Origin of the sequence: Pseudomonas brassicacearum subsp. neoaurantiaca, from assembly GCF_013608025.1 — a bacterium.
Taxonomy (GTDB): domain Bacteria; phylum Pseudomonadota; class Gammaproteobacteria; order Pseudomonadales; family Pseudomonadaceae; genus Aquipseudomonas.
This window is the reverse complement of sequence record NZ_VDLV01000067.1, coordinates 1-16,925: the sequence shown is the minus strand read 5'-3', so window position 1 is coordinate 16,925 and position 16,925 is coordinate 1. Positions and strand designations below refer to the sequence as shown.

The window sequence follows — 16,925 nt, the reverse complement described above, 5'->3', positions numbered from 1 at the left end:
CGAGGCGGCGGTGAAAGGGTAGCCTGCGGTCGGCAGTAAAACCATGCAAGCTGACCCTCCGCACGCCAGATGCTACATGGAGGATCCGGGCAACCTGGCAACTACCTTGATCTCGAACTGAAAACCATACAGCCACGTCACGCCCACCGCCGTCACCGTCGGGTGCGGCGCGTTGCCCCAGAACTCCGGCACGACACTCCAGACCCGTTCGAAGATCGACTCCGGATCCACCATGAAGACGGTGATATCAATCACGTCATCAAAGCTGCAATCGGCGGCGGCGAGGATTGCGTTCAGGTTGGTGAAGGCACGGCGCACCTGATCTTCCAGCACTGGCTCCGGTGAGCCGTCCTCGCGGCTGCCGACTTGCCCGGATACGAACAGCAGACCGTTGGTGCGAATCGCCGGTGAATAGCGGTTGCGCTCGTAAAGCGCCTGGCGGCCGGGTGGGAAAACGACGTCACGGGTGGTCATGGGAATCTCTCCATCAATGGCCGAAAGCGGCCGGAACTCAACGATGAAGTCACTCTAGGGGCTTGTGCCCAGGCGATAAACGAGCAACCTTGGCGATCACTGTTTGTAGAAACCAAACAATCCGAGGCAAAAATGGATCGTTTCGATGCGATGCAAGCGTTCGTTCGTGTAGTGGAGGCGGGCAGTTTCACCAAGGCCGCCGAGACGCTGCACATGAGCAAGACCACCGTGACCCAGATGGTGCAACAGCTAGAAGCGCGGCTGCGGGTCAAATTGCTCAACCGCACCACGCGCAAGGTCAATGTCACGGCGGACGGCGCGGTCTTCTACGAGCGGGCGATTCGCCTGCTGGCCGACCTGGACGACGCCGAGACCAGCCTGTCCGGCGCCCAGGCGTTGCCGCGCGGCCGGCTGCGGGTTGATGTGCCGAGCCCGCTGGCGGCGCTGATCTTGATCCCGGCGTTGCCAGCATTCTACGAGCGTTACCCGGACATTCAGATCGACATGGGCGTCAGCGACCGCATCGTCGACATGATCGATGAGAACGTCGATTGCGTGGTTCGCGGCGGCGAGCTGACCGACCAATCGCTGATTGCCCGGCGCGTCGGCGACCTGACCCTTGGCGTCTTCGCCGCGCCGAGCTACCTGGCGCGCGTCGGCACCCCGGCGCATCCCCGCGAGTTGGAGGACTCCCCACACCGCGTTGTCGGTTTCCTCTGGGCACGCACCGGCAAAGCCTTGCCTTATGCCATGCACAGACAGGACGAGCATCTGCATATCAAGGGGCGCTACGCCCTGGCGATCGACGATGGCAATGCCTATTTGGCTGCGGGCCTGGCGGGCCTCGGGGTGCTCTGGTTGCCCACCTATATGTCGCGGATCTACCAGGCCCAGGGTGCGTTGGTCCCGTTGTTCGAAGACTGGCGCCTGGAGTCGATGCCGATGTACGTGGCGTACCCGCCGAACCGGCATATCAGCGCCAAGCTGCGAGTGTTCATTGATTGGGTGGTGGAGCTGATGGCGCAACACGCGCCTATCCTTGATCGGCACGGGTCATGAGATTTTTCCTGAATGCAGAGGAGAGTAGCGATGGACCGATTCACCGGCGGTTGCCTGTGCGGCAACGTTCGCCTTGAAGCCTCCGGCCGCCCTTACCGGGTTGGCCTTTGCCATTGCCTGGATTGCCGCAAGCACCATGGCGCAGTGTTTTTCGCGGCGGCCGTGTTCCCCCAGGACGCGGTGACTGTCACGGGCGAAACCCGGGACTACGCCGGGCGTTTTTTCTGCCCCCACTGCGGCTCGTCGCTGTTCGCCCGCAGCGACGACGAGATCGAAGTGCACCTCGGCGCGCTCGACGCCCCTGACCAACTGACACCCACTTACGAATGCTGGACCGTGCGCCGTGAGTCTTGGCTACCGACATTTGCGTTGGCGCGGCGGTATCAGGGGGATCGCGAAGGTAGCGGGCGGTCGGAGGAGTAGGGCGTTCACTCGAACCCGACAATCGCCTTGATCTCCAGATACTCCTCGAACCCATGGACCCCATATTCGCGCCCATTGCCCGAGCGCTTGTATCCGCCGAACGGCGCCATGGGGTTCCAGGCTGGGTAATTGAGCAGCACTTGTCCGGAACGGATGCGCGCGGCCACGGCGCGTGCTTGATCCAGGTCCTGGCCCTGGACGTGCGCACCGAGTCCGTAGACGGTGTCGTTGGCGATGGCGATGGCTTGGTCCAGGGTGTCGTACGGGATGATGCACAGCACCGGGCCGAAGATTTCCTCTTGGGCGATGCGCATGCCGTTGTCGACTTGGGAGAACACCGTTGGCCGGGTGTAGAAGCCTTTGGCGAAACCGTCCACACGGCCTGGCCCGCCGCAAATCAACTTGGCGCCTTGCGCGAGGCCCGCTTCGATCATCGCCTGCACGCGCTTGTACTGGGCCTCGTTGGCGATCGGGCCGAGCACGGTGTCTTCCGACCGAGGGTCGCCGACAACGATCGCATTGGCCGTGGCGGCCGCCAGTGCCTCGACTTCCGCCAGGCGATTCCTCGGCACGATCATCCGCGTCGGTGCGCTGCAAGACTGGCCGACATTGCGCAACGCCGACATCACGCCTGGCGGCACAGCCTTGGCGAAATCGGCGTCGGGCAAGAATACGTTCGGCGATTTGCCGCCCAGCTCTTGGGTGACGCGTTTCACCGTTGGGGCCGCAGCTTGGGCGACCAAGGCGCCCGCGCGGTTGGAGCCGGTGATGGAGATCATGTCGATGTCGGGATGCGCTGCCATGGCCGCGCCGACTTCGGCACCGCCGCCGTTGACGAGGTTGAACACGCCCGCCGGCAGACCGGCGTCATGCACCAATTGGGCGAACAACAGGGCGCTCAAGGGCGACAGTTCGCTGGGCTTGAGCACCACGGTGCAACCGGCGGCAATCGCCGGGGCAACCTTGGCGGTAATCTGGTAGAGCGGCCAGTTCCACGGCGTGATCAGACCGCACACCCCGATGGGTTCACGCACGATGGCGGTGCCGTTTTCGATCTTTTGGAATGAATAAGTGGACAGCACATCACGCGCCACCCGGACGTGTTCGGCCGCCAACGGCACTTGCATCGAGCGGGCAAAACCGATCGCCGCGCCCATCTCCAGGGAAAGCACCTGGGCCAGGGATTCCTGATGTTCGAGGATCAGCTCATGGAGCTTGCCGAGGATTTCCGCGCGATCGGCCACTGGCGTCGCGGCCCAGCCCGGCATCGCCGCCCGGGCTGCCGCGACGGCACGGTCAACGTCGTCGGACGATCCTTGGGCAACCTCGGCGATTACCTCTTCGGTGGCTGGATTGATCACGGCCAGCGTCGTCGCTTGGGCCGGCGACTGCCAACGACCATTGATGTAGAACTGTCCGGTGTTGTGCGGAATATAAGAGGGTTTGGTCATCCTTCGGGCTCCCGTAGAGCGTTGATGACACTGCCGGCAGCAGGTCGTGATTGCATGCCCATAAACTAACAAAGCGGTCCTGGCGGGTTGTGCCGTTGTTGGGCTCGGCAAAGAAGAATCTGCTGTATCTGTTGGGCTAACTTTGCAAAAACGTAGCGATGGCCATTTTGGTGCGGTGAGGTGTAGCGCGCACTCGATATGCCTCGCGCTGGGGCCTTGCTACCCGGCAGCCGTAGCCAACGGTAGCAACCGCAAACGCGCGATGATTTCGCCCCGCATCGGCTGTTTTTCTATCTGCCTGATTTCATTGAGATTCCATTTTCCGCTCCACCGCGTCGAAAGGCTGTGGCACACTTTCTGCTGTCTATTCCGTTGTTACATACCATATTCCGGTATAGCGGAATGAACTCACCCTGGAGTGCTTGCCATGCAACGCCGACCTTCCTTGTTCAAAGCGTGTGTTTTTCTCTTCGCGGCCACGACGGCTGCCATGGGTGTCGCCCAGGCGGCCGACAGCAAGCTGGACAGCGTGCTGCAACGCGGGAAATTGATCGTGGGCACGGGCAGCACCAATGCGCCGTGGCACTTCCAGGGAGCGGACGGCAAGTTGCAGGGCTTTGATATCGACATCGCACGAATGGTCGCCAAAGGCTTGTTCAACGATCCCGAGAAAGTCGAGTTCGTGGTGCAGTCTTCCGATGCGCGGATTCCCAACCTGCTGACCGACAAGGTCGACATGAGCTGCCAGTTCATCACCGTCACCGCCAGCCGCGCCCAGCAAGTGGCGTTCACCTTGCCGTACTACCGCGAAGGCGTGGGGCTGCTGTTGCCGGCCAACAGCAAGTACAAGGAAATCGAAGACCTCAAGGCCGCTGGCGACGGCGTCACCGTGGCGGTGTTGCAGAACGTCTACGCCGAAGAACTGGTGCACCAGGCGTTGCCCAAGGCCAAAGTCGATCAGTACGACAGCGTTGACCTGATGTACCAGGCGGTGAACTCCGGCCGCGCCGATGCCGCCGCCACCGACCAGTCCTCGGTCAAATACCTGATGGTGCAGAACCCCGGTCGCTACCGCAGCCCGGCCTACGCCTGGAGCCCGCAAACCTACGCCTGTGCGGTCAAGCGCGGCGACCAGGACTGGCTGAACTTCGTCAACACCACCCTGCACGAGGCCATGACCGGCGTGGAATTTCCCACCTATGCGGCGTCGTTCAAGCAGTGGTTCGGTGTCGAGCTGCCGTCGCCGGCGATCGGTTTCCCTGTTGAATTCAAATGACCCTGTGAGCCCGGGGCGCCCCTTGCGGGCGCTCCGTCGAAGGTGCTGCCGACCATGAATTATCAGTTGAACTTTGCCGCCGTCTGGCGCGATTTCGACACGCTGCTGGCGGGGCTCGGGCTGGGGCTTTCCCTGGCGCTGGTGTCGATCGCCATCGGTTGCGTGATCGGCCTGGCGATGGCGTTCGCGTTGCTCAGCAAACATCGCGTCCTGCGGGTGCTGGCGTCGGTGTATGTCACGGTGATCCGCAATACGCCGATCCTGGTGTTGATCCTGTTGATCTACTTCGCCTTGCCGAGCCTGGGCATTCGCCTCGACAAGCTGCCGTCGTTCGTCATCACGCTCTCGCTGTACGCCGGGGCCTACCTGACCGAAGTGTTTCGCGGCGGGTTGTTGAGCATTCACAAGGGCCAGCGCGAAGCGGGATTGGCCATCGGCCTCGGCGAGTGGCAGGTCAAGGCCTACATCACCGTGCCGGTAATGCTGCGCAACGTATTGCCGGCCTTGTCGAACAACTTCATTTCGCTGTTCAAGGACACCTCCCTGGCGGCGGCGATTGCCGTGCCGGAGCTGACCTACTACGCCCGCAAGATCAACGTGGAGAGCTACCGGGTGATTGAAACCTGGCTGGTGACCACGGCCCTGTATGTCGCGGCCTGTTACCTCATTGCCATGCTGCTGCGGTATTTCGAGCAGCGCCTGGCGATCCGCCGTTAGGAGCTTCCCATGTACGAATCCCCCAGTTGGTTGCATGAGTTGTGGGTCGCCCGGGACACCTTGTGGGCGGGCTTTCTCACCAGCGTGCAATGTTCGGCGCTGGCGATTGTGCTGGGCACCTTGATCGGCCTCGTCGCCGGGCTGGTGCTGACTTATGGCCGGGCGTGGATGCGCGCGCCGTTTCGTTTCTACGTCGACTTGATTCGCGGCACGCCGGTGTTCGTGTTGGTGCTGGCCTGCTTCTACATGGCCCCGGCGCTGGGCTGGCAGATCGGTGCGTTCCAGGCCGGTGTGCTGGGCCTGACGCTGTTCTGCGGCTCCCATGTGGCCGAGATCGTGCGCGGCGCCTTGCAGGCGTTGCCCCGTGGGCAGATGGAAGCGAGCCAGGCCATCGGCCTGACGTTCTACCAGGCGCTGGGCTACGTGATGTTGCCCCAGGCGTTGCGGCAGATCCTGCCGACCTGGGTCAATTCCTCCACCGAGATCGTCAAGGCCTCGACCCTGCTGTCGGTGATCGGGGTGGCCGAATTGCTGCTCAGCACCCAGCAGATCATCGCGCGGACTTTCATGACCCTGGAGTTTTATCTGTTCGCCGGGTTTCTCTTTTTCATCATCAATTACGCCATCGAGTTGCTCGGGCGGCACATTGAAAAGCGGGTGGCCTTGCCATGACTGATATTTCCCTCTCCAACACCCAGCCGCTGCTGGACATTCGCGGCCTGCGCAAGCAATACGGCCCGCTGGAAGTGCTCAAGGGTGTCGACCTGAGCATGCAGCGCGGCAACGTGGTCACGCTGATCGGCTCCAGTGGCTCGGGCAAGACCACGCTGCTGCGTTGCGTGAACATGCTGGAAGAATTCCAGGGCGGCCAGATCATGCTCGACGGCGAATCCATCGGTTATGACGAGGTGGGTGGCAAGCGTGTGCGTCACGCCGAGAAAGTCATCGCCCGGCACCGGGCCATGACCGGCATGGCCTTCCAGCAATTCAACCTGTTCCCGCATCTGACCGCGCTGCAGAACGTCACCCTGGGCCTGCTCAAGGTCAAGAAACTGCCCAAGGACGAAGCCGTGGCCCTGGCCGAAAAATGGCTGGAGCGGGTCGGCCTGCTGGAACGGCGCGATCACTTTCCCGGTCAGTTGTCCGGCGGCCAGCAACAGCGCGTGGCGATCGCCCGGGCGATTGCGATGAACCCGAGCCTGATGCTGTTTGACGAAGTGACGTCTGCGCTCGATCCGGAGCTGGTCGGCGAAGTGCTGAACGTGATCAAGGGCCTGGCCGAAGACGGCATGACCATGCTGCTGGTAACCCACGAAATGCGCTTCGCCTTCGAGGTCTCCGACAAGATCGTCTTCATGAACCAGGGCCGGATCGAAGAGCAAGGGCCGCCGAAGGAATTGTTCGAGCGACCGCAATCGCCACGCCTGGCGGAATTCCTCAAGAACACGCGTTTTTAATTCATTTCAACAAGGAGATAACCCATGAGCATTACGCGCTACGGCACCGGCAGCACCGCAGGCGGCGGCCAGCCACGGCCCTTCGCCCGCGCCGTGGAGGCTGACGGCTGGCTGCACGTGTCCGGCCAGGTCCCGGCGGTGAACGGCGAGATCATCGCTGGCGGCATCGTCGAGCAGACCCACCAGACCATGAAGAACCTGATCGCGATTCTGAAAGAAGCTGGCTACGGCCTGGAAGATGTCGTGCGCTGCGGCGTCTGGCTGGAAGACCCGCGGGATTTCTGGAGTTTCAACAAGGTCTTCGGCGAGTACTTCAGCCCGGAACACGCCCCGGCCCGGGCGTGTGTGCAGGCGAGCATGATGGTCGATTGCAAGGTCGAGATCGATTGCGTCGCCTACAAGAAAAAGGCCTGACCACGATCTTCTGGCGAATTCGCTTCTGTGGCGAGGGAGCTTGCTCCCGCTGGCCTGCGCAGCAGGCCCATTCTTTACGACTGCTGCGCAGCCGAGCGGGAGCAAGCTCCCTCGCCACAATAAAGATACATGCGATTATTGGTGAAATTTCAGGAACCAAAGACATGACCGAAGACACCATCAAACGCCGGGCCCGGGGATTGGATCGGGCGTTCGATATCCTCGATTTCCTCAAGGAAATCGGCCAGCCGCTGCGCCCGAACGACATCGCCAGCGGCATCGGCAGCCCCAAGTCCACGGTCTATGAACTGGTGGCGTCGCTGCTGGAACGACGCATTCTCGAGCCGGTGGGCAAGGACGGTCACGTCTACCTGGGTCGCCAGTTGTATTTTCTCGGCCAGGCCCACCTGCGGCATTTCGACTTGAGCCGCGAGGCTGACCAGGCCTTGCAGAACATCGTCCGGCAGACCCGGGAGACGGCGCAGATGTGCCTGCTCAACGGGCGAAAATACACCGTCGCGCTGATGAAGGAAGGCGAGCGGCATTTTCGTATTTCCTCGGACATCGGTGAGAACGCGCCGATTCCCTGGACCGCGTCCGGGCGCCTGTTGCTGGCGCATCTGAGCGACCAGCAGATCATCGACCTGATCGACCCCGATGACTTCATCCTGCCGGACGGCGAGCGCCTGCCGCTGGAGCAATTTCTCAAGGAAATCCGCCAGGCTGGCCTCGATGGATTTTTCTCCTTCGACAGCGTCGCCGACACCTTCACCCATTGCTTCGCCGCACCGGTCAAAGACCCCAACGGCGTGGCCATTGCGACCCTGTGCATCGTCGCCCCGAGGGCCGACGCCAAGAACAATTACGCCGACTACCGCCGGGTGCTGATTGAAAGCGCCAACCACCTGGCCCGTCGCATCAACGAATAGACAGCCATGGCTGTGTGAGGAGTTTGAACATGTCTTCTGCCACCGATAACGCGTTCGTCGAGAAGGGCACCGCTGCCGTGGGCGCACAGTTGTTGCGGGACGTCAGCCTGCCGGCACTGGTGCTGCACCGCGAGGCGCTGGAGCACAACATTCACTGGATGCAGGCCTTTGTCAGTGACAGCGGCGCCGAGCTGGCGCCTCACGGCAAGACCAGCATGACCCCGGCGCTGTTCCGTCGCCAGCTCGATGCCGGCGCCTGGGGCCTGACCCTCGCCACGGCCGTGCAAACCCGTGCCGCTTATGCCCATGGCGTGCGCCGGGTGCTGATGGCTAACCAACTGGTCGGTAAACCCAATATGGCGCTGATCGCCGATCTGCTGGCCGACCCGGCGTTTGAATTTCATTGCATGGTCGACCATCCGGACAACGTCGCCCAGCTCGGGGCCTATTTTGCCTCTCGCGGTGTGCGGCTGAACGTGATGATCGAGTACGGCGTGGTCGGAGGTCGTTGCGGGTGTCGGACCGAAGCCGAGGTGCTGGCGTTGGCCGAGGCCATCGGTGCGCAACCGGCGCTGGCCTTGACCGGCATCGAAGGCTACGAAGGGGTGATTCACGGTGATCATGCCATCAGCGGCATTCACCAATTCGCCGCGTCGCTGGTGGGGCTGGCCGTGCAGTTGCAGGACAGCGGCGCGTTTGCCATCGCCAAGCCGATCATCACCGCCTCGGGTTCGGCCTGGTACGACCTGATCGCCAAGTCCTTCGAAGCCCGGAATGCCCAAGGGCGTTTCCTCAGCGTGCTGCGCCCCGGCAGTTATGTGACCCATGACCATGGCATCTACAAAGAGGCCCAGTGCTGCGTGCTGGAGCGTCGCAGCGATTTGCACGAAGGCCTGCGCCCGGCCCTGGAAGTCTGGGCCCATGTGCAGTCGATGCCGGAGCCGGGCTTCGCGGTGATCGCCCTGGGCAAGCGCGACGTGGCCTATGACGCCGGGCTGCCGGTGCCGCTCAAGCGCTATCAACCAAATGCTGATTCGGTCACGGGTGACGACGTCAGCGCTTGCAAGGTGACGGCGGTGATGGACCAACATGCGTTCATGACGGTGGCCCCGGGGGTTGAGCTGCGGGTGGGGGACATCATTTCGTTTGGGACATCCCACCCGTGCCTGACGTTCGACAAGTGGCGGGTAGGGTGCCTGGTGGATGAGGGGTTGCGGGTGGTTGAGGTTATGGAGACCTGCTTTTAGGACTTGGGACCGAGTCGCGGCTATCGCGAGCAAGCTCGCTCCCACATTGGATTTGTTGTGAATACAAAACCTGTGTCCACCACGATCCCTGTGGGAGCGAGCCTGCTCGCGAAAGCGGCCTGCAAGACACCGCTGAATATCAGGATTACCCATGAGCAACACTAAACCCCGCATCGCCCTGATCGGCGAATGCATGATCGAGCTGCAACACCGCGCCGACGGCAGCCTGCAGCAAAGCTTCGGCGGCGATACGCTGAACACCGCGGTCTACCTGGCCCGGGCTTTGGGCGATAAAGGATCGGTGGATTACGTCACCGCCCTTGGCGACGACAGCTTCAGCGACGCCATGTGCCAGGGCTGGGCTGCTGAAAACATCGGCCTGGACAGGGTCCAGCGTTTGCCCGGGCGCCTGCCGGGCCTGTACTGCATCCAGACCGACGCGGCGGGCGAGCGGCGTTTCCTGTACTGGCGCAACGAGGCCGCCGTACGCGAGTGTTTCACCACGCCCGCCGCCGCGCCGATCCTGGAAGCCTTGCCGGACTATGACGTGTTGTATTTCAGCGGCATTACCTTGGCTGTGATTGGTGAGCAGGGCCGGCGCAAACTTATCGAAACCTTGATCGAGGCGCGGCGACGCGGTGCCCAGGTGGTGTTCGATAATAACTACCGGCCACGGCTCTGGGCTTCGGTCGAGGCCGCCCGGGCGGCTTACGGCAGCGTGTTGCCCCATGTCGAGCTGGCGTTGCTGACGGTGGAGGACGAACAAGCGCTGTTCGGTCATGCCGACACCGAGGCAGTGTTCGCGGCCTATGGGCAACTCGGTACGCCGGAGGTGGTGCTCAAGCGTGGCGCCGAGGCCTGCCTGATCCGTTGTGATGGACAGTTCTATGAGGTGCCGGCCCAACGGGTTGAGCGCGTGGTGGATACGACGGCGGCGGGGGACTCGTTCAGTGCCGCCTACCTGGCAAGTCGCTTGTTGGGCGGCAGCCCGGCGGAGGCGGCCGAGGCGGGGCATCTGCTGGCGAGTCGGGTGATCCAGGTGCCGGGGGCGTTGATACCGACGTAGGAGCTGCCGGACCCTGTAGGAGCTGGCGAAGCCTGCGATCTTTTATTCTTTTGCTCCAGATTCAACGGCCTGCGGAAAGATCGCAGCCTCGCTTCGCTCGGCAGCTCCTACAGGGCGCAGCGGGAGCAAGCTCCCTCGCCACAAGGGCCGGCATCCCTCAATCCCGATAAAACACCTGAACCAAGTGATAGCCGAACTTGCTCTTGATCGGCCCATGCACCACCCGCAACGGTTTCTTGAAAATCACCGCATCGATGGCGCCGACCATTTGCCCGGGCCGCACCTCACCCAAATCGCCGCCGCGCTTGCCGGAGGGGCAGGTGGAATATTTCTTCGCCAACACGTCGAAGGCTTCGCCCTTGGCGATGCGTTGCTTGAGCTGTTCGGCTTCTTCGGCGGTTTTCACCAGGATATGGCGGGCTTGGGCTTTCATTGCGGCACAGACCTGAACGGGGGAAAAGGGCGGCGATTATGCCTCAAGTCAGTGGCCATGGTTGATCATCGTCCGAATCTTGTTGGCCAGCAGATCCAGGCTGAAAGGCTTGGCGACCATGTCCATGCCCTGATCCAGGAAACCTTGGCGCTCGGTGGCTTTCTGCGCGTAACCGGTCATGAACAGCACTTTCAGATCGGGCCGGTGCTGACGGGCAATCTCCGCCAGTTGCCGGCCGTTCATGCCCGGCAGGCCAACGTCGGTCACCAGCAAGTCGATGCGTTGCTCGGATTCCAACAACTCCAGCGCGCGCTTGGCGTCCTCGGATTCGAGGGCGGTATAGCCCAGGGTGGCGAGCAGGTCGAGCACCAGCATGCGTACGGCCGGTTCGTCTTCGACCAGCAACACGGTCTCTCCGGCGATGGCCGCGGGGGCGCCGGTGACTGATGGTTCAGTGGCTTGCTCAGCCGGTGCGACGCGCAGGCGCGGCAGGTACAACTGCACCCGCGTGCCTTGGCCCGGGACGCTGTCCAGGCTCAGGTGCCCACCGGACTGCTGGGCGAATCCATAAATCATCGACAGTCCGAGGCCGGTGCCCTGGCCGATGGGCTTGGTGGTGAAGAATGGATCGAAGGCTTTTGCCAGCACGGCGGGGGTCATGCCGCTGCCGTTGTCGCGCACCGCAATCATTACGTAATCGCCAGCCTTCACCGGCTCCAGGGTGCTGATGTCGCTGCCGTCGAGGTAGACGTTGGCGGTTTCGATGGTCAACTCGCCGCCGTCGGGCATCGCGTCCCGGGCATTGATCACCAGGTTGAGCAGGGCGTTTTCCAACTGGCTGGCGTCGGTGCTGACCGGCCATAGCTCGCCGGCCAACTGCAGCCGCAGCACGATGTGATCGCCGGTGGTGCGGCTGAGCAGGTCTTCGAGCGAATGCACCAGCGTGTTGGCATCCAACGGCTTGCGGTCCAGCGACTGGCGTCGGGAGAAGGCCAGCAGGCGATGGGTGAGGGCGGCGGCGCGGTTGGCCGAAGAAATCGCCGCTTCGGTAAAGCGGCCTATCTCGGCGGCCCGACCGGCGGCGATGTAGCGTTGCATCAGGTCGAGGCTGCCGAGAATGCCGGTGAGCATGTTGTTGAAGTCATGGGCGATACCGCCGGTGAGCTGGCCCACCGCTTCCATTTTCTGCGCATGGCGCAGCGCTTCCTCGGCCCGCTCGCGTTCGAACATCTCGCTTTGCAAGCGGTGATTGGCCTCGGCGAGTTGCTGGGTGCGGGCGATCACTCGTTCTTCCAGCGTTTCGTTGAGGTTGCGCAGGGCTTCCTCGGTTTTCTTGCGCTCGGTCTCGTCGATTACAAAGATATAGAAGCCATTCACCGAGCCGTCACCGCCTCGGCGCGGCAGGTAGTTGATCAGCGCATGACGCGGCCGGCCGTCGCGGTGGGCCGACTCAGCGGTGAAGCTGCACGGCTTGCCTGCCAGGGCGTCGGCGATCTGTAAGGCGCGGGCGGCGTAGGCTTCCTCGCCGATGACTTCGCGAACGGTCTTGCCGTAAAGCTCCTGTGGGGTCAGGCCATACCAGTTCAGGTAGGCACTGTTATTCAGCCGGAAACGTTCTTCGCGGTCGACGTAGCTGATGAGGATCGGCATCGCGTTGATGATCAGTTGCAGCTCGGTCTGGCTCTGGCGCAGGGCGTGTTCGGTACGCTTGCGCTCGGTCAGGTCCAGGGCCGCGCCGAGAAAACGCTTGGGCCGGCCATGGCGATCCTTGTAGCAGCGCCCGCGCACGAACACCCAGCGCAGCTCACCGTTGGGCTGCAGCAGGCGATACTCCTCGGCGTATTCGGTGCCATGGGTGATGCAATGCTTGATGCTGCGCGCGACCATCGCCCGGTCTTCGGGGTGGACGCCTTCGAGATAGGCGCTGATGGGCAACTGGCGCGACAGGTTCGGGTCGACGCCATGGAGCAGGGCGAAATGTGCGTCGGCGATGAAGCGGTCTTCGCTGATATCCCAATCCCAAGTGCCCAGCGCATCAGTGGCCGCCAGGGCCAGTTGCAGGCGTTCTTCGCTTTCCTGCTGGGCCTTGAGGCTGGCTTCGGAGCGCCGTTCGAACTCCTGGGCCAGGCGTCGCCGTTCGCTGGTCTCGATGGCGGTGACCAGGATACCGGCCACGCTGCCGCGTTCGTCGTGGACCGGGCTGTAGGTCAGGTCCAGCCAGACATCACAGAGGCGGCCGCCAAAAGGCATGCGCCAGCGCTGGTCGCGGAAGGTGCGCATGCGGCCTTGCAACACGCTGTGATAAATCCCTTCGGTTTCGCCGCGAAGCTCCGGCCAGGCCGTGTGGCTGGGTTGGCCGAACGCCCTGGGGTGCTTGTCGCCGACCAGGCGGGCGTAGGCGTCGTTGTACAGATGGATCAACTGCGGCCCCCACAGCACCGCCATCGGCATGGGCGAATGGAGCACGATGTCCACGGCGGTGCGCAGGCTTTGGGGCCAGGTCTCGCTGGCGCCCAGCGGGCTGGTGGTCCAGTCCAGGCGGGCGATCAACTGCTGCGTGTCGCTGCTGGCGGGTATTGCGTTCATCACGGGAGTCCCTGGATGTCATGTCGATGCTGCGGCTTCTACTATCCTCTGAAGAAGTTAAGCGCGGGTTGATCTGAAGTTTTTCTGGCTCGGGTCAGCGTGTCCATTGAAGTTCGCGGATGTTTTTATGGCCATGGAAATTGATCCTTTGTTACGAATCCTGGCAAGCCAGGACGGCTCCGACCTCTACATGTCCACCGGCGCGCCGCCCTGCGCGCGTTTCGAAGGTGTGCTCAAGCCGCTGAGCAACCAGGCGTTCAAGGTCGGCGACATCGCCGGGCTTGCCGAGTCATTGATGGACGCCGAACAGCGCCTTGAGTTCGATCGGGAACTGGAAATGAACCTGGCGATTTCCCTGGCCGGCGTCGGACGGTTCCGCGTCAACATCTTCAAGCAGCGCAATGACGTGTCCATGGTCATACGCAACGTCAAGCTGGACATCCCGCGTTTCGAAGACCTGAAGCTGCCTAAGGTGCTGCTTGAAACCATCATGCACAAGCAAGGGCTGATGCTGTTCGTCGGTGCCACCGGCTCGGGCAAATCGACATCGCTGGCGGCGCTGATCGATTACCGTAACCGCAACAGCAGCGGCCACATCATCACCATCGAGGACCCGGTGGAATATATTCACCGGCACAAGAAATCCATCGTCAACCAGCGGGAGGTGGGCGTGGATACCCGCAGCTTTCACGCCGCCCTCAAGAACACCTTGCGTCAGGCGCCGGATGTGGTGCTGATCGGCGAAATTCGCGACCGCGAGACCATGGAACACGCCCTGGCCTTCGCCGACACCGGCCATCTGGTGATCTCCACGTTGCATGCCCATAACGCCAACCAGGCCCTGGACCGGGTGATCAATTTTTTCCCGGAGGAACGCCGCCCGCAACTGCTCCACGATCTGGGCAACAACCTCAAGGCCTTCGTCTCCCAGCGCCTGGTACGCACCCGCACCGGCCAGCGGCGGGCGGCGGTGGAGGTGATGCTCGGCTCACCCACGGTGGCCGACCTTATCCGGCGCAACGAGTTGGGCGAACTCAAGGGGATCATGGAGAAATCCGAAGAACTGGGCATGCAGACGTTCGACCAGGCGTTGTTCAACCTGGTGGTGGAAGGGGCGATCGATGAAGAAGAAGCGTTGAAAAACGCCGATTCGGCGAACAATTTGCGCTTGCGGCTCAAGCTCCATGCCGAGTCCGGCGCGGCGCCTCCGGCTGAGCCGCCGACGGGGGAATGGGGGCTTATGGACTGATCGTTGGGCGTCCCACTGTGGCGAGGGGATAAATCCCCTCGCCAAAAAGTTGCAAGGTGCGCTCAGCTCGCCAGCTCCACACGCCCACGAAACTGCTCCAACGCCTCGGGATTGGCCAGTGCATCGGTGTTCTTCACCGGCTCGCCATGCACCACGTTGCGCACCGCCAGCTCCACCACTTTTCCGCTGATGGTTCGCGGAATATCGCTGACCGCGAGAATCTTCGCCGGCACATGGCGCGGTGTCGTGTTGGCGCGGATGACCTGGCGAATCTTCTGCTCCAGCGCGTGATCGAGGACCAAGCCGTCCCGCAGGCGCACGAACAGCACCACCCGCACATCACCTTGCCATTGCTGGCCGATGGCGACGCTGTCGAGGATTTCTTCGACTTTTTCCACTTGCCGATAGATTTCCGCCGTACCGATGCGCACGCCACCGGGGTTGAGCACCGCGTCGGAGCGTCCGTGGATCAGCAGGCCGCCGTGGGGCAGCTCTTCGGCGTAGTCCCCTTGGGCCCATACGCCGGGGAACTGGCTGAAATAGGAGGCACGAAGCTTTTCCTGTTGGGGATCGTTCCACAGCCCGATGGGCATCGCCGGGAAATGCCGGGTGCAGACCAGTTCGCCTTTTTCGCCCACCACCGTTTCGCCGGCCTCGTTCCAGACCTGCACCGCCATGCCCAGGCTCTTGCCCTGCATCTCGCCCCGGCGCACCGGGGCCAGCGGATTGCCGTTGACGAAGCACGACACGATGTCGGTGCCGCCGGACATCGAGGCCAGGCACACGTCGGCCTTGAAGTCGCGGTAGACGTAATCGTAACTGTGGGGCGCCAAGGCCGAGCCGGTGGACAGGATCGTCCTCAGGCTGCCCAAGTCATAGGTCTGGCGTGGCTTGACGCCCTGGCTTTCCAGGGCTGCCAGGTATTTGGGGCTAGTACCGAATACGCTGACCCGCTGGCGGTCGATCAGATCGAGCAGGCGTTCCGGGCCCGGGTGGAACGGCGAGCCGTCATACAAGACCACCGCGCTGCCCACCGCCAGTGCCGACACCAGCCAGTTCCACATCATCCAGCCGCAGGTGGTGTAGTAGAACAACCGGTCTCCGGGGCCCAAGTCCACGTGCAAACCGTGTTCCTTGGCATGTTGCAGCAGCACGCCACCGGTGCCGTGGACGATGCACTTCGGCACGCCGGTGGTGCCGCTGGAATAAAGGATGTACAGCGGATGATCGAATGACACGGGCGTGAATGCCAGCTCGCCACCACGTTGGTAGAAACCGTCCCACAGCGCCACGCGGGCCGGGGTCTTGAAGTCTTCGACGCGGGCGTCGGGTCGGGCGTAGGGCAGCACGATCAATTGTTGCAGCGACGGAAGCCGTTCGAGGATCTCGTTGACCTTGGGCCGCTGGTCGATGGTTTTCCCGGCATAGCGATAACCGGCGCAGGTGATCAGCACCTTGGGTTCGATCTGGCCGAACCGGTCGATCACGCCCTGGGTGCCGAAGTCCGGCGACGAGCACGACCAGATGGCGCCCAGACTGGTGGTGGCAAGCATGCCCACGAGGGTTTGCCAGGTGTTGGGCATGCAGGCGGCAACCCGATCGCCCTGGGTCACGCCAGCGGCTTGCAGGCTCTGTTGCAGGCCGGCGACATGGGCGGCGAGATCGGCCCAGGTCAGTTGTTCTTCGTCGCCGTTTTCACTGAGCGCCACGACCGCCACGGCGTTGTCGCGGCGGCGCAGCAAGTGCTCGGCGAAGTTCAGCGTCGCCCCTGGAAACCAGCGAGCGCTGGGCATTTGCGGGCCTTCTTCGAGCACGGCGGAAGGCGCTTGATGAAAGCGAATCTCGAAGAAGTCGACGATGGCCTGCCAGAAGGCTTCGCGCTGCTCGATGCTCCAGGCGTGCAGGGTTGGGTAGTCGTTGAGTTGCAGCAAGTGCCGTTCGTTGACGAACCGGCGAAAGGCGTCCATTCGCGACTGGGCGATGCGTTCGGGGCTGGGTTGCCAGAGGATATCGGACATGGTTTGCCTCTTGTTTTTCTGAGACTTGCACACATTGCAGCACAAGGTGCTTCAGGTGGCGAGAAGCGCTTTTGTGGCGAGGGAGCTTGCTCCCGCTGGCCTGCGAAGCGGGCCCAAGAGGCGTCT

16 protein-coding genes are annotated in these 16,925 nt (G+C 62.7%); 11 read left to right on the top strand and 5 right to left on the bottom strand.

The window, feature by feature from the left end; genetic code table 11:
- Nucleotides 1-72: 72 nt before the first annotated feature.
- The gene (locus FHK92_RS27595; protein WP_181291068.1) at nt 73-474 is read right to left on the bottom strand and encodes a RidA family protein; all 402 of its coding nucleotides are present in this window, start codon (nt 472-474) and stop codon (nt 73-75) included.
- A 132-nt stretch (nt 475-606) separates the two neighbouring features.
- Between FHK92_RS27595 and FHK92_RS27590 the strand changes: the two genes are divergently transcribed.
- Both FHK92_RS27590 and FHK92_RS27585 read left to right on the top strand, forming a co-directional pair.
- The gene (locus FHK92_RS27590) at nt 607-1,533 is read left to right on the top strand and encodes a LysR family transcriptional regulator (RefSeq protein ID WP_181291066.1); all 927 of its coding nucleotides are present in this window, start codon (nt 607-609) and stop codon (nt 1,531-1,533) included.
- Nucleotides 1,534-1,563: 30 nt separating this feature from the next.
- Entirely contained in the window at nt 1,564-1,956 is a 393-nt protein-coding gene (locus FHK92_RS27585) for a GFA family protein (protein ID WP_181291065.1), read from the top strand.
- A gap of 5 nt (nt 1,957-1,961) precedes the next feature.
- On the opposite strand, the gene FHK92_RS27580 is transcribed toward FHK92_RS27585, so the two are convergent.
- Nucleotides 1,962-3,407: an aldehyde dehydrogenase family protein gene (locus tag FHK92_RS27580; protein ID WP_181291064.1), complete on the bottom strand. Its 1,446-nt coding sequence runs from the start codon at nt 3,405-3,407 to the stop codon at nt 1,962-1,964.
- A gap of 427 nt (nt 3,408-3,834) precedes the next feature.
- On the opposite strand from FHK92_RS27580, the gene FHK92_RS27575 reads away from it, so the two are divergent.
- From FHK92_RS27575 to FHK92_RS27540, 8 genes are all read left to right on the top strand, one after another.
- Nucleotides 3,835-4,683, top strand: a complete 849-nt coding sequence (locus FHK92_RS27575; protein ID WP_003200222.1) for a transporter substrate-binding domain-containing protein — start codon at nt 3,835-3,837, stop codon at nt 4,681-4,683.
- 54 nt (nt 4,684-4,737) lie between these two features.
- Nucleotides 4,738-5,400 (top strand): amino acid ABC transporter permease, encoded by a 663-nt coding sequence (locus tag FHK92_RS27570; RefSeq protein WP_181291062.1) that lies wholly within the window; start codon nt 4,738-4,740, stop codon nt 5,398-5,400.
- A gap of 9 nt (nt 5,401-5,409) precedes the next feature.
- Nucleotides 5,410-6,072 (top strand): amino acid ABC transporter permease, encoded by a 663-nt coding sequence (locus FHK92_RS27565; RefSeq protein WP_181291060.1) that lies wholly within the window; start codon nt 5,410-5,412, stop codon nt 6,070-6,072.
- Nucleotides 6,069-6,857 (top strand): amino acid ABC transporter ATP-binding protein, encoded by a 789-nt coding sequence (locus tag FHK92_RS27560; RefSeq protein ID WP_181291059.1) that lies wholly within the window; start codon nt 6,069-6,071, stop codon nt 6,855-6,857. Before FHK92_RS27565 ends, FHK92_RS27560 begins: the two co-directional genes overlap by 4 nt.
- A gap of 24 nt (nt 6,858-6,881) precedes the next feature.
- Nucleotides 6,882-7,271 carry a RidA family protein gene (locus FHK92_RS27555; protein ID WP_181291057.1) on the top strand — a complete coding sequence of 130 codons (390 nt, stop codon included), beginning with the start codon at nt 6,882-6,884 and terminating at the stop codon, nt 7,269-7,271.
- Between the two features lie 164 nt (nt 7,272-7,435).
- Nucleotides 7,436-8,200, top strand: a complete 765-nt coding sequence (locus FHK92_RS27550) for an IclR family transcriptional regulator (RefSeq protein ID WP_181291056.1) — start codon at nt 7,436-7,438, stop codon at nt 8,198-8,200.
- A gap of 29 nt (nt 8,201-8,229) precedes the next feature.
- A complete protein-coding gene (locus FHK92_RS27545; RefSeq protein ID WP_181291054.1) occupies nt 8,230-9,447 on the top strand; it encodes an amino acid deaminase in 1,218 nt (405 codons plus the stop codon).
- A gap of 151 nt (nt 9,448-9,598) precedes the next feature.
- The gene (locus FHK92_RS27540) at nt 9,599-10,513 is read left to right on the top strand and encodes a sugar kinase (protein WP_181291052.1); all 915 of its coding nucleotides are present in this window, start codon (nt 9,599-9,601) and stop codon (nt 10,511-10,513) included.
- Between the two features lie 157 nt (nt 10,514-10,670).
- On the opposite strand, the gene FHK92_RS27535 is transcribed toward FHK92_RS27540, so the two are convergent.
- Together FHK92_RS27535 and FHK92_RS27530 are read right to left on the bottom strand one after the other, a co-directional pair.
- Nucleotides 10,671-10,946, bottom strand: a complete 276-nt coding sequence (locus FHK92_RS27535; protein ID WP_019690952.1) for a peptidylprolyl isomerase — start codon at nt 10,944-10,946, stop codon at nt 10,671-10,673.
- 48 nt (nt 10,947-10,994) lie between these two features.
- A complete protein-coding gene (locus FHK92_RS27530) occupies nt 10,995-13,532 on the bottom strand; it encodes a PAS domain-containing protein (protein ID WP_181291050.1) in 2,538 nt (845 codons plus the stop codon).
- Between the two features lie 133 nt (nt 13,533-13,665).
- On the opposite strand from FHK92_RS27530, the gene FHK92_RS27525 reads away from it, so the two are divergent.
- Complete coding sequence (locus FHK92_RS27525) at nt 13,666-14,781, top strand: PilT/PilU family type 4a pilus ATPase (RefSeq protein WP_181291070.1); 1,116 nt, start codon at nt 13,666-13,668, stop codon at nt 14,779-14,781.
- Between the two features lie 62 nt (nt 14,782-14,843).
- On the opposite strand, the gene FHK92_RS27520 is transcribed toward FHK92_RS27525, so the two are convergent.
- Entirely contained in the window at nt 14,844-16,799 is a 1,956-nt protein-coding gene (locus FHK92_RS27520) for an acetoacetate--CoA ligase (protein ID WP_181291048.1), read from the bottom strand.
- Nucleotides 16,800-16,925: the final 126 nt, after the last annotated feature.

Bases quoted from the DNA above. Each gene is read 5' to 3' on its own strand.
- FHK92_RS27595 (WP_181291068.1), bottom strand. From the start codon at position 474: ATGACCACCCGTGACGTCGTTTTCCCACCCGGCCGCCAGGCGCTTTAC.
- FHK92_RS27590 (WP_181291066.1), top strand. From the start codon at position 607: ATGGATCGTTTCGATGCGATGCAAGCGTTCGTTCGTGTAGTGGAGGCG.
- FHK92_RS27585 (WP_181291065.1), top strand. From the start codon at position 1,564: ATGGACCGATTCACCGGCGGTTGCCTGTGCGGCAACGTTCGCCTTGAA.
- FHK92_RS27580 (WP_181291064.1), bottom strand. From the start codon at position 3,407: ATGACCAAACCCTCTTATATTCCGCACAACACCGGACAGTTCTACATC.
- FHK92_RS27575 (WP_003200222.1), top strand. From the start codon at position 3,835: ATGCAACGCCGACCTTCCTTGTTCAAAGCGTGTGTTTTTCTCTTCGCG.
- FHK92_RS27570 (WP_181291062.1), top strand. From the start codon at position 4,738: ATGAATTATCAGTTGAACTTTGCCGCCGTCTGGCGCGATTTCGACACG.
- FHK92_RS27565 (WP_181291060.1), top strand. From the start codon at position 5,410: ATGTACGAATCCCCCAGTTGGTTGCATGAGTTGTGGGTCGCCCGGGAC.
- FHK92_RS27560 (WP_181291059.1), top strand. From the start codon at position 6,069: ATGACTGATATTTCCCTCTCCAACACCCAGCCGCTGCTGGACATTCGC.
- FHK92_RS27555 (WP_181291057.1), top strand. From the start codon at position 6,882: ATGAGCATTACGCGCTACGGCACCGGCAGCACCGCAGGCGGCGGCCAG.
- FHK92_RS27550 (WP_181291056.1), top strand. From the start codon at position 7,436: ATGACCGAAGACACCATCAAACGCCGGGCCCGGGGATTGGATCGGGCG.
- FHK92_RS27545 (WP_181291054.1), top strand. From the start codon at position 8,230: ATGTCTTCTGCCACCGATAACGCGTTCGTCGAGAAGGGCACCGCTGCC.
- FHK92_RS27540 (WP_181291052.1), top strand. From the start codon at position 9,599: ATGAGCAACACTAAACCCCGCATCGCCCTGATCGGCGAATGCATGATC.
- FHK92_RS27535 (WP_019690952.1), bottom strand. From the start codon at position 10,946: ATGAAAGCCCAAGCCCGCCATATCCTGGTGAAAACCGCCGAAGAAGCC.
- FHK92_RS27530 (WP_181291050.1), bottom strand. From the start codon at position 13,532: ATGAACGCAATACCCGCCAGCAGCGACACGCAGCAGTTGATCGCCCGC.
- FHK92_RS27525 (WP_181291070.1), top strand. From the start codon at position 13,666: ATGGAAATTGATCCTTTGTTACGAATCCTGGCAAGCCAGGACGGCTCC.
- FHK92_RS27520 (WP_181291048.1), bottom strand. From the start codon at position 16,799: ATGTCCGATATCCTCTGGCAACCCAGCCCCGAACGCATCGCCCAGTCG.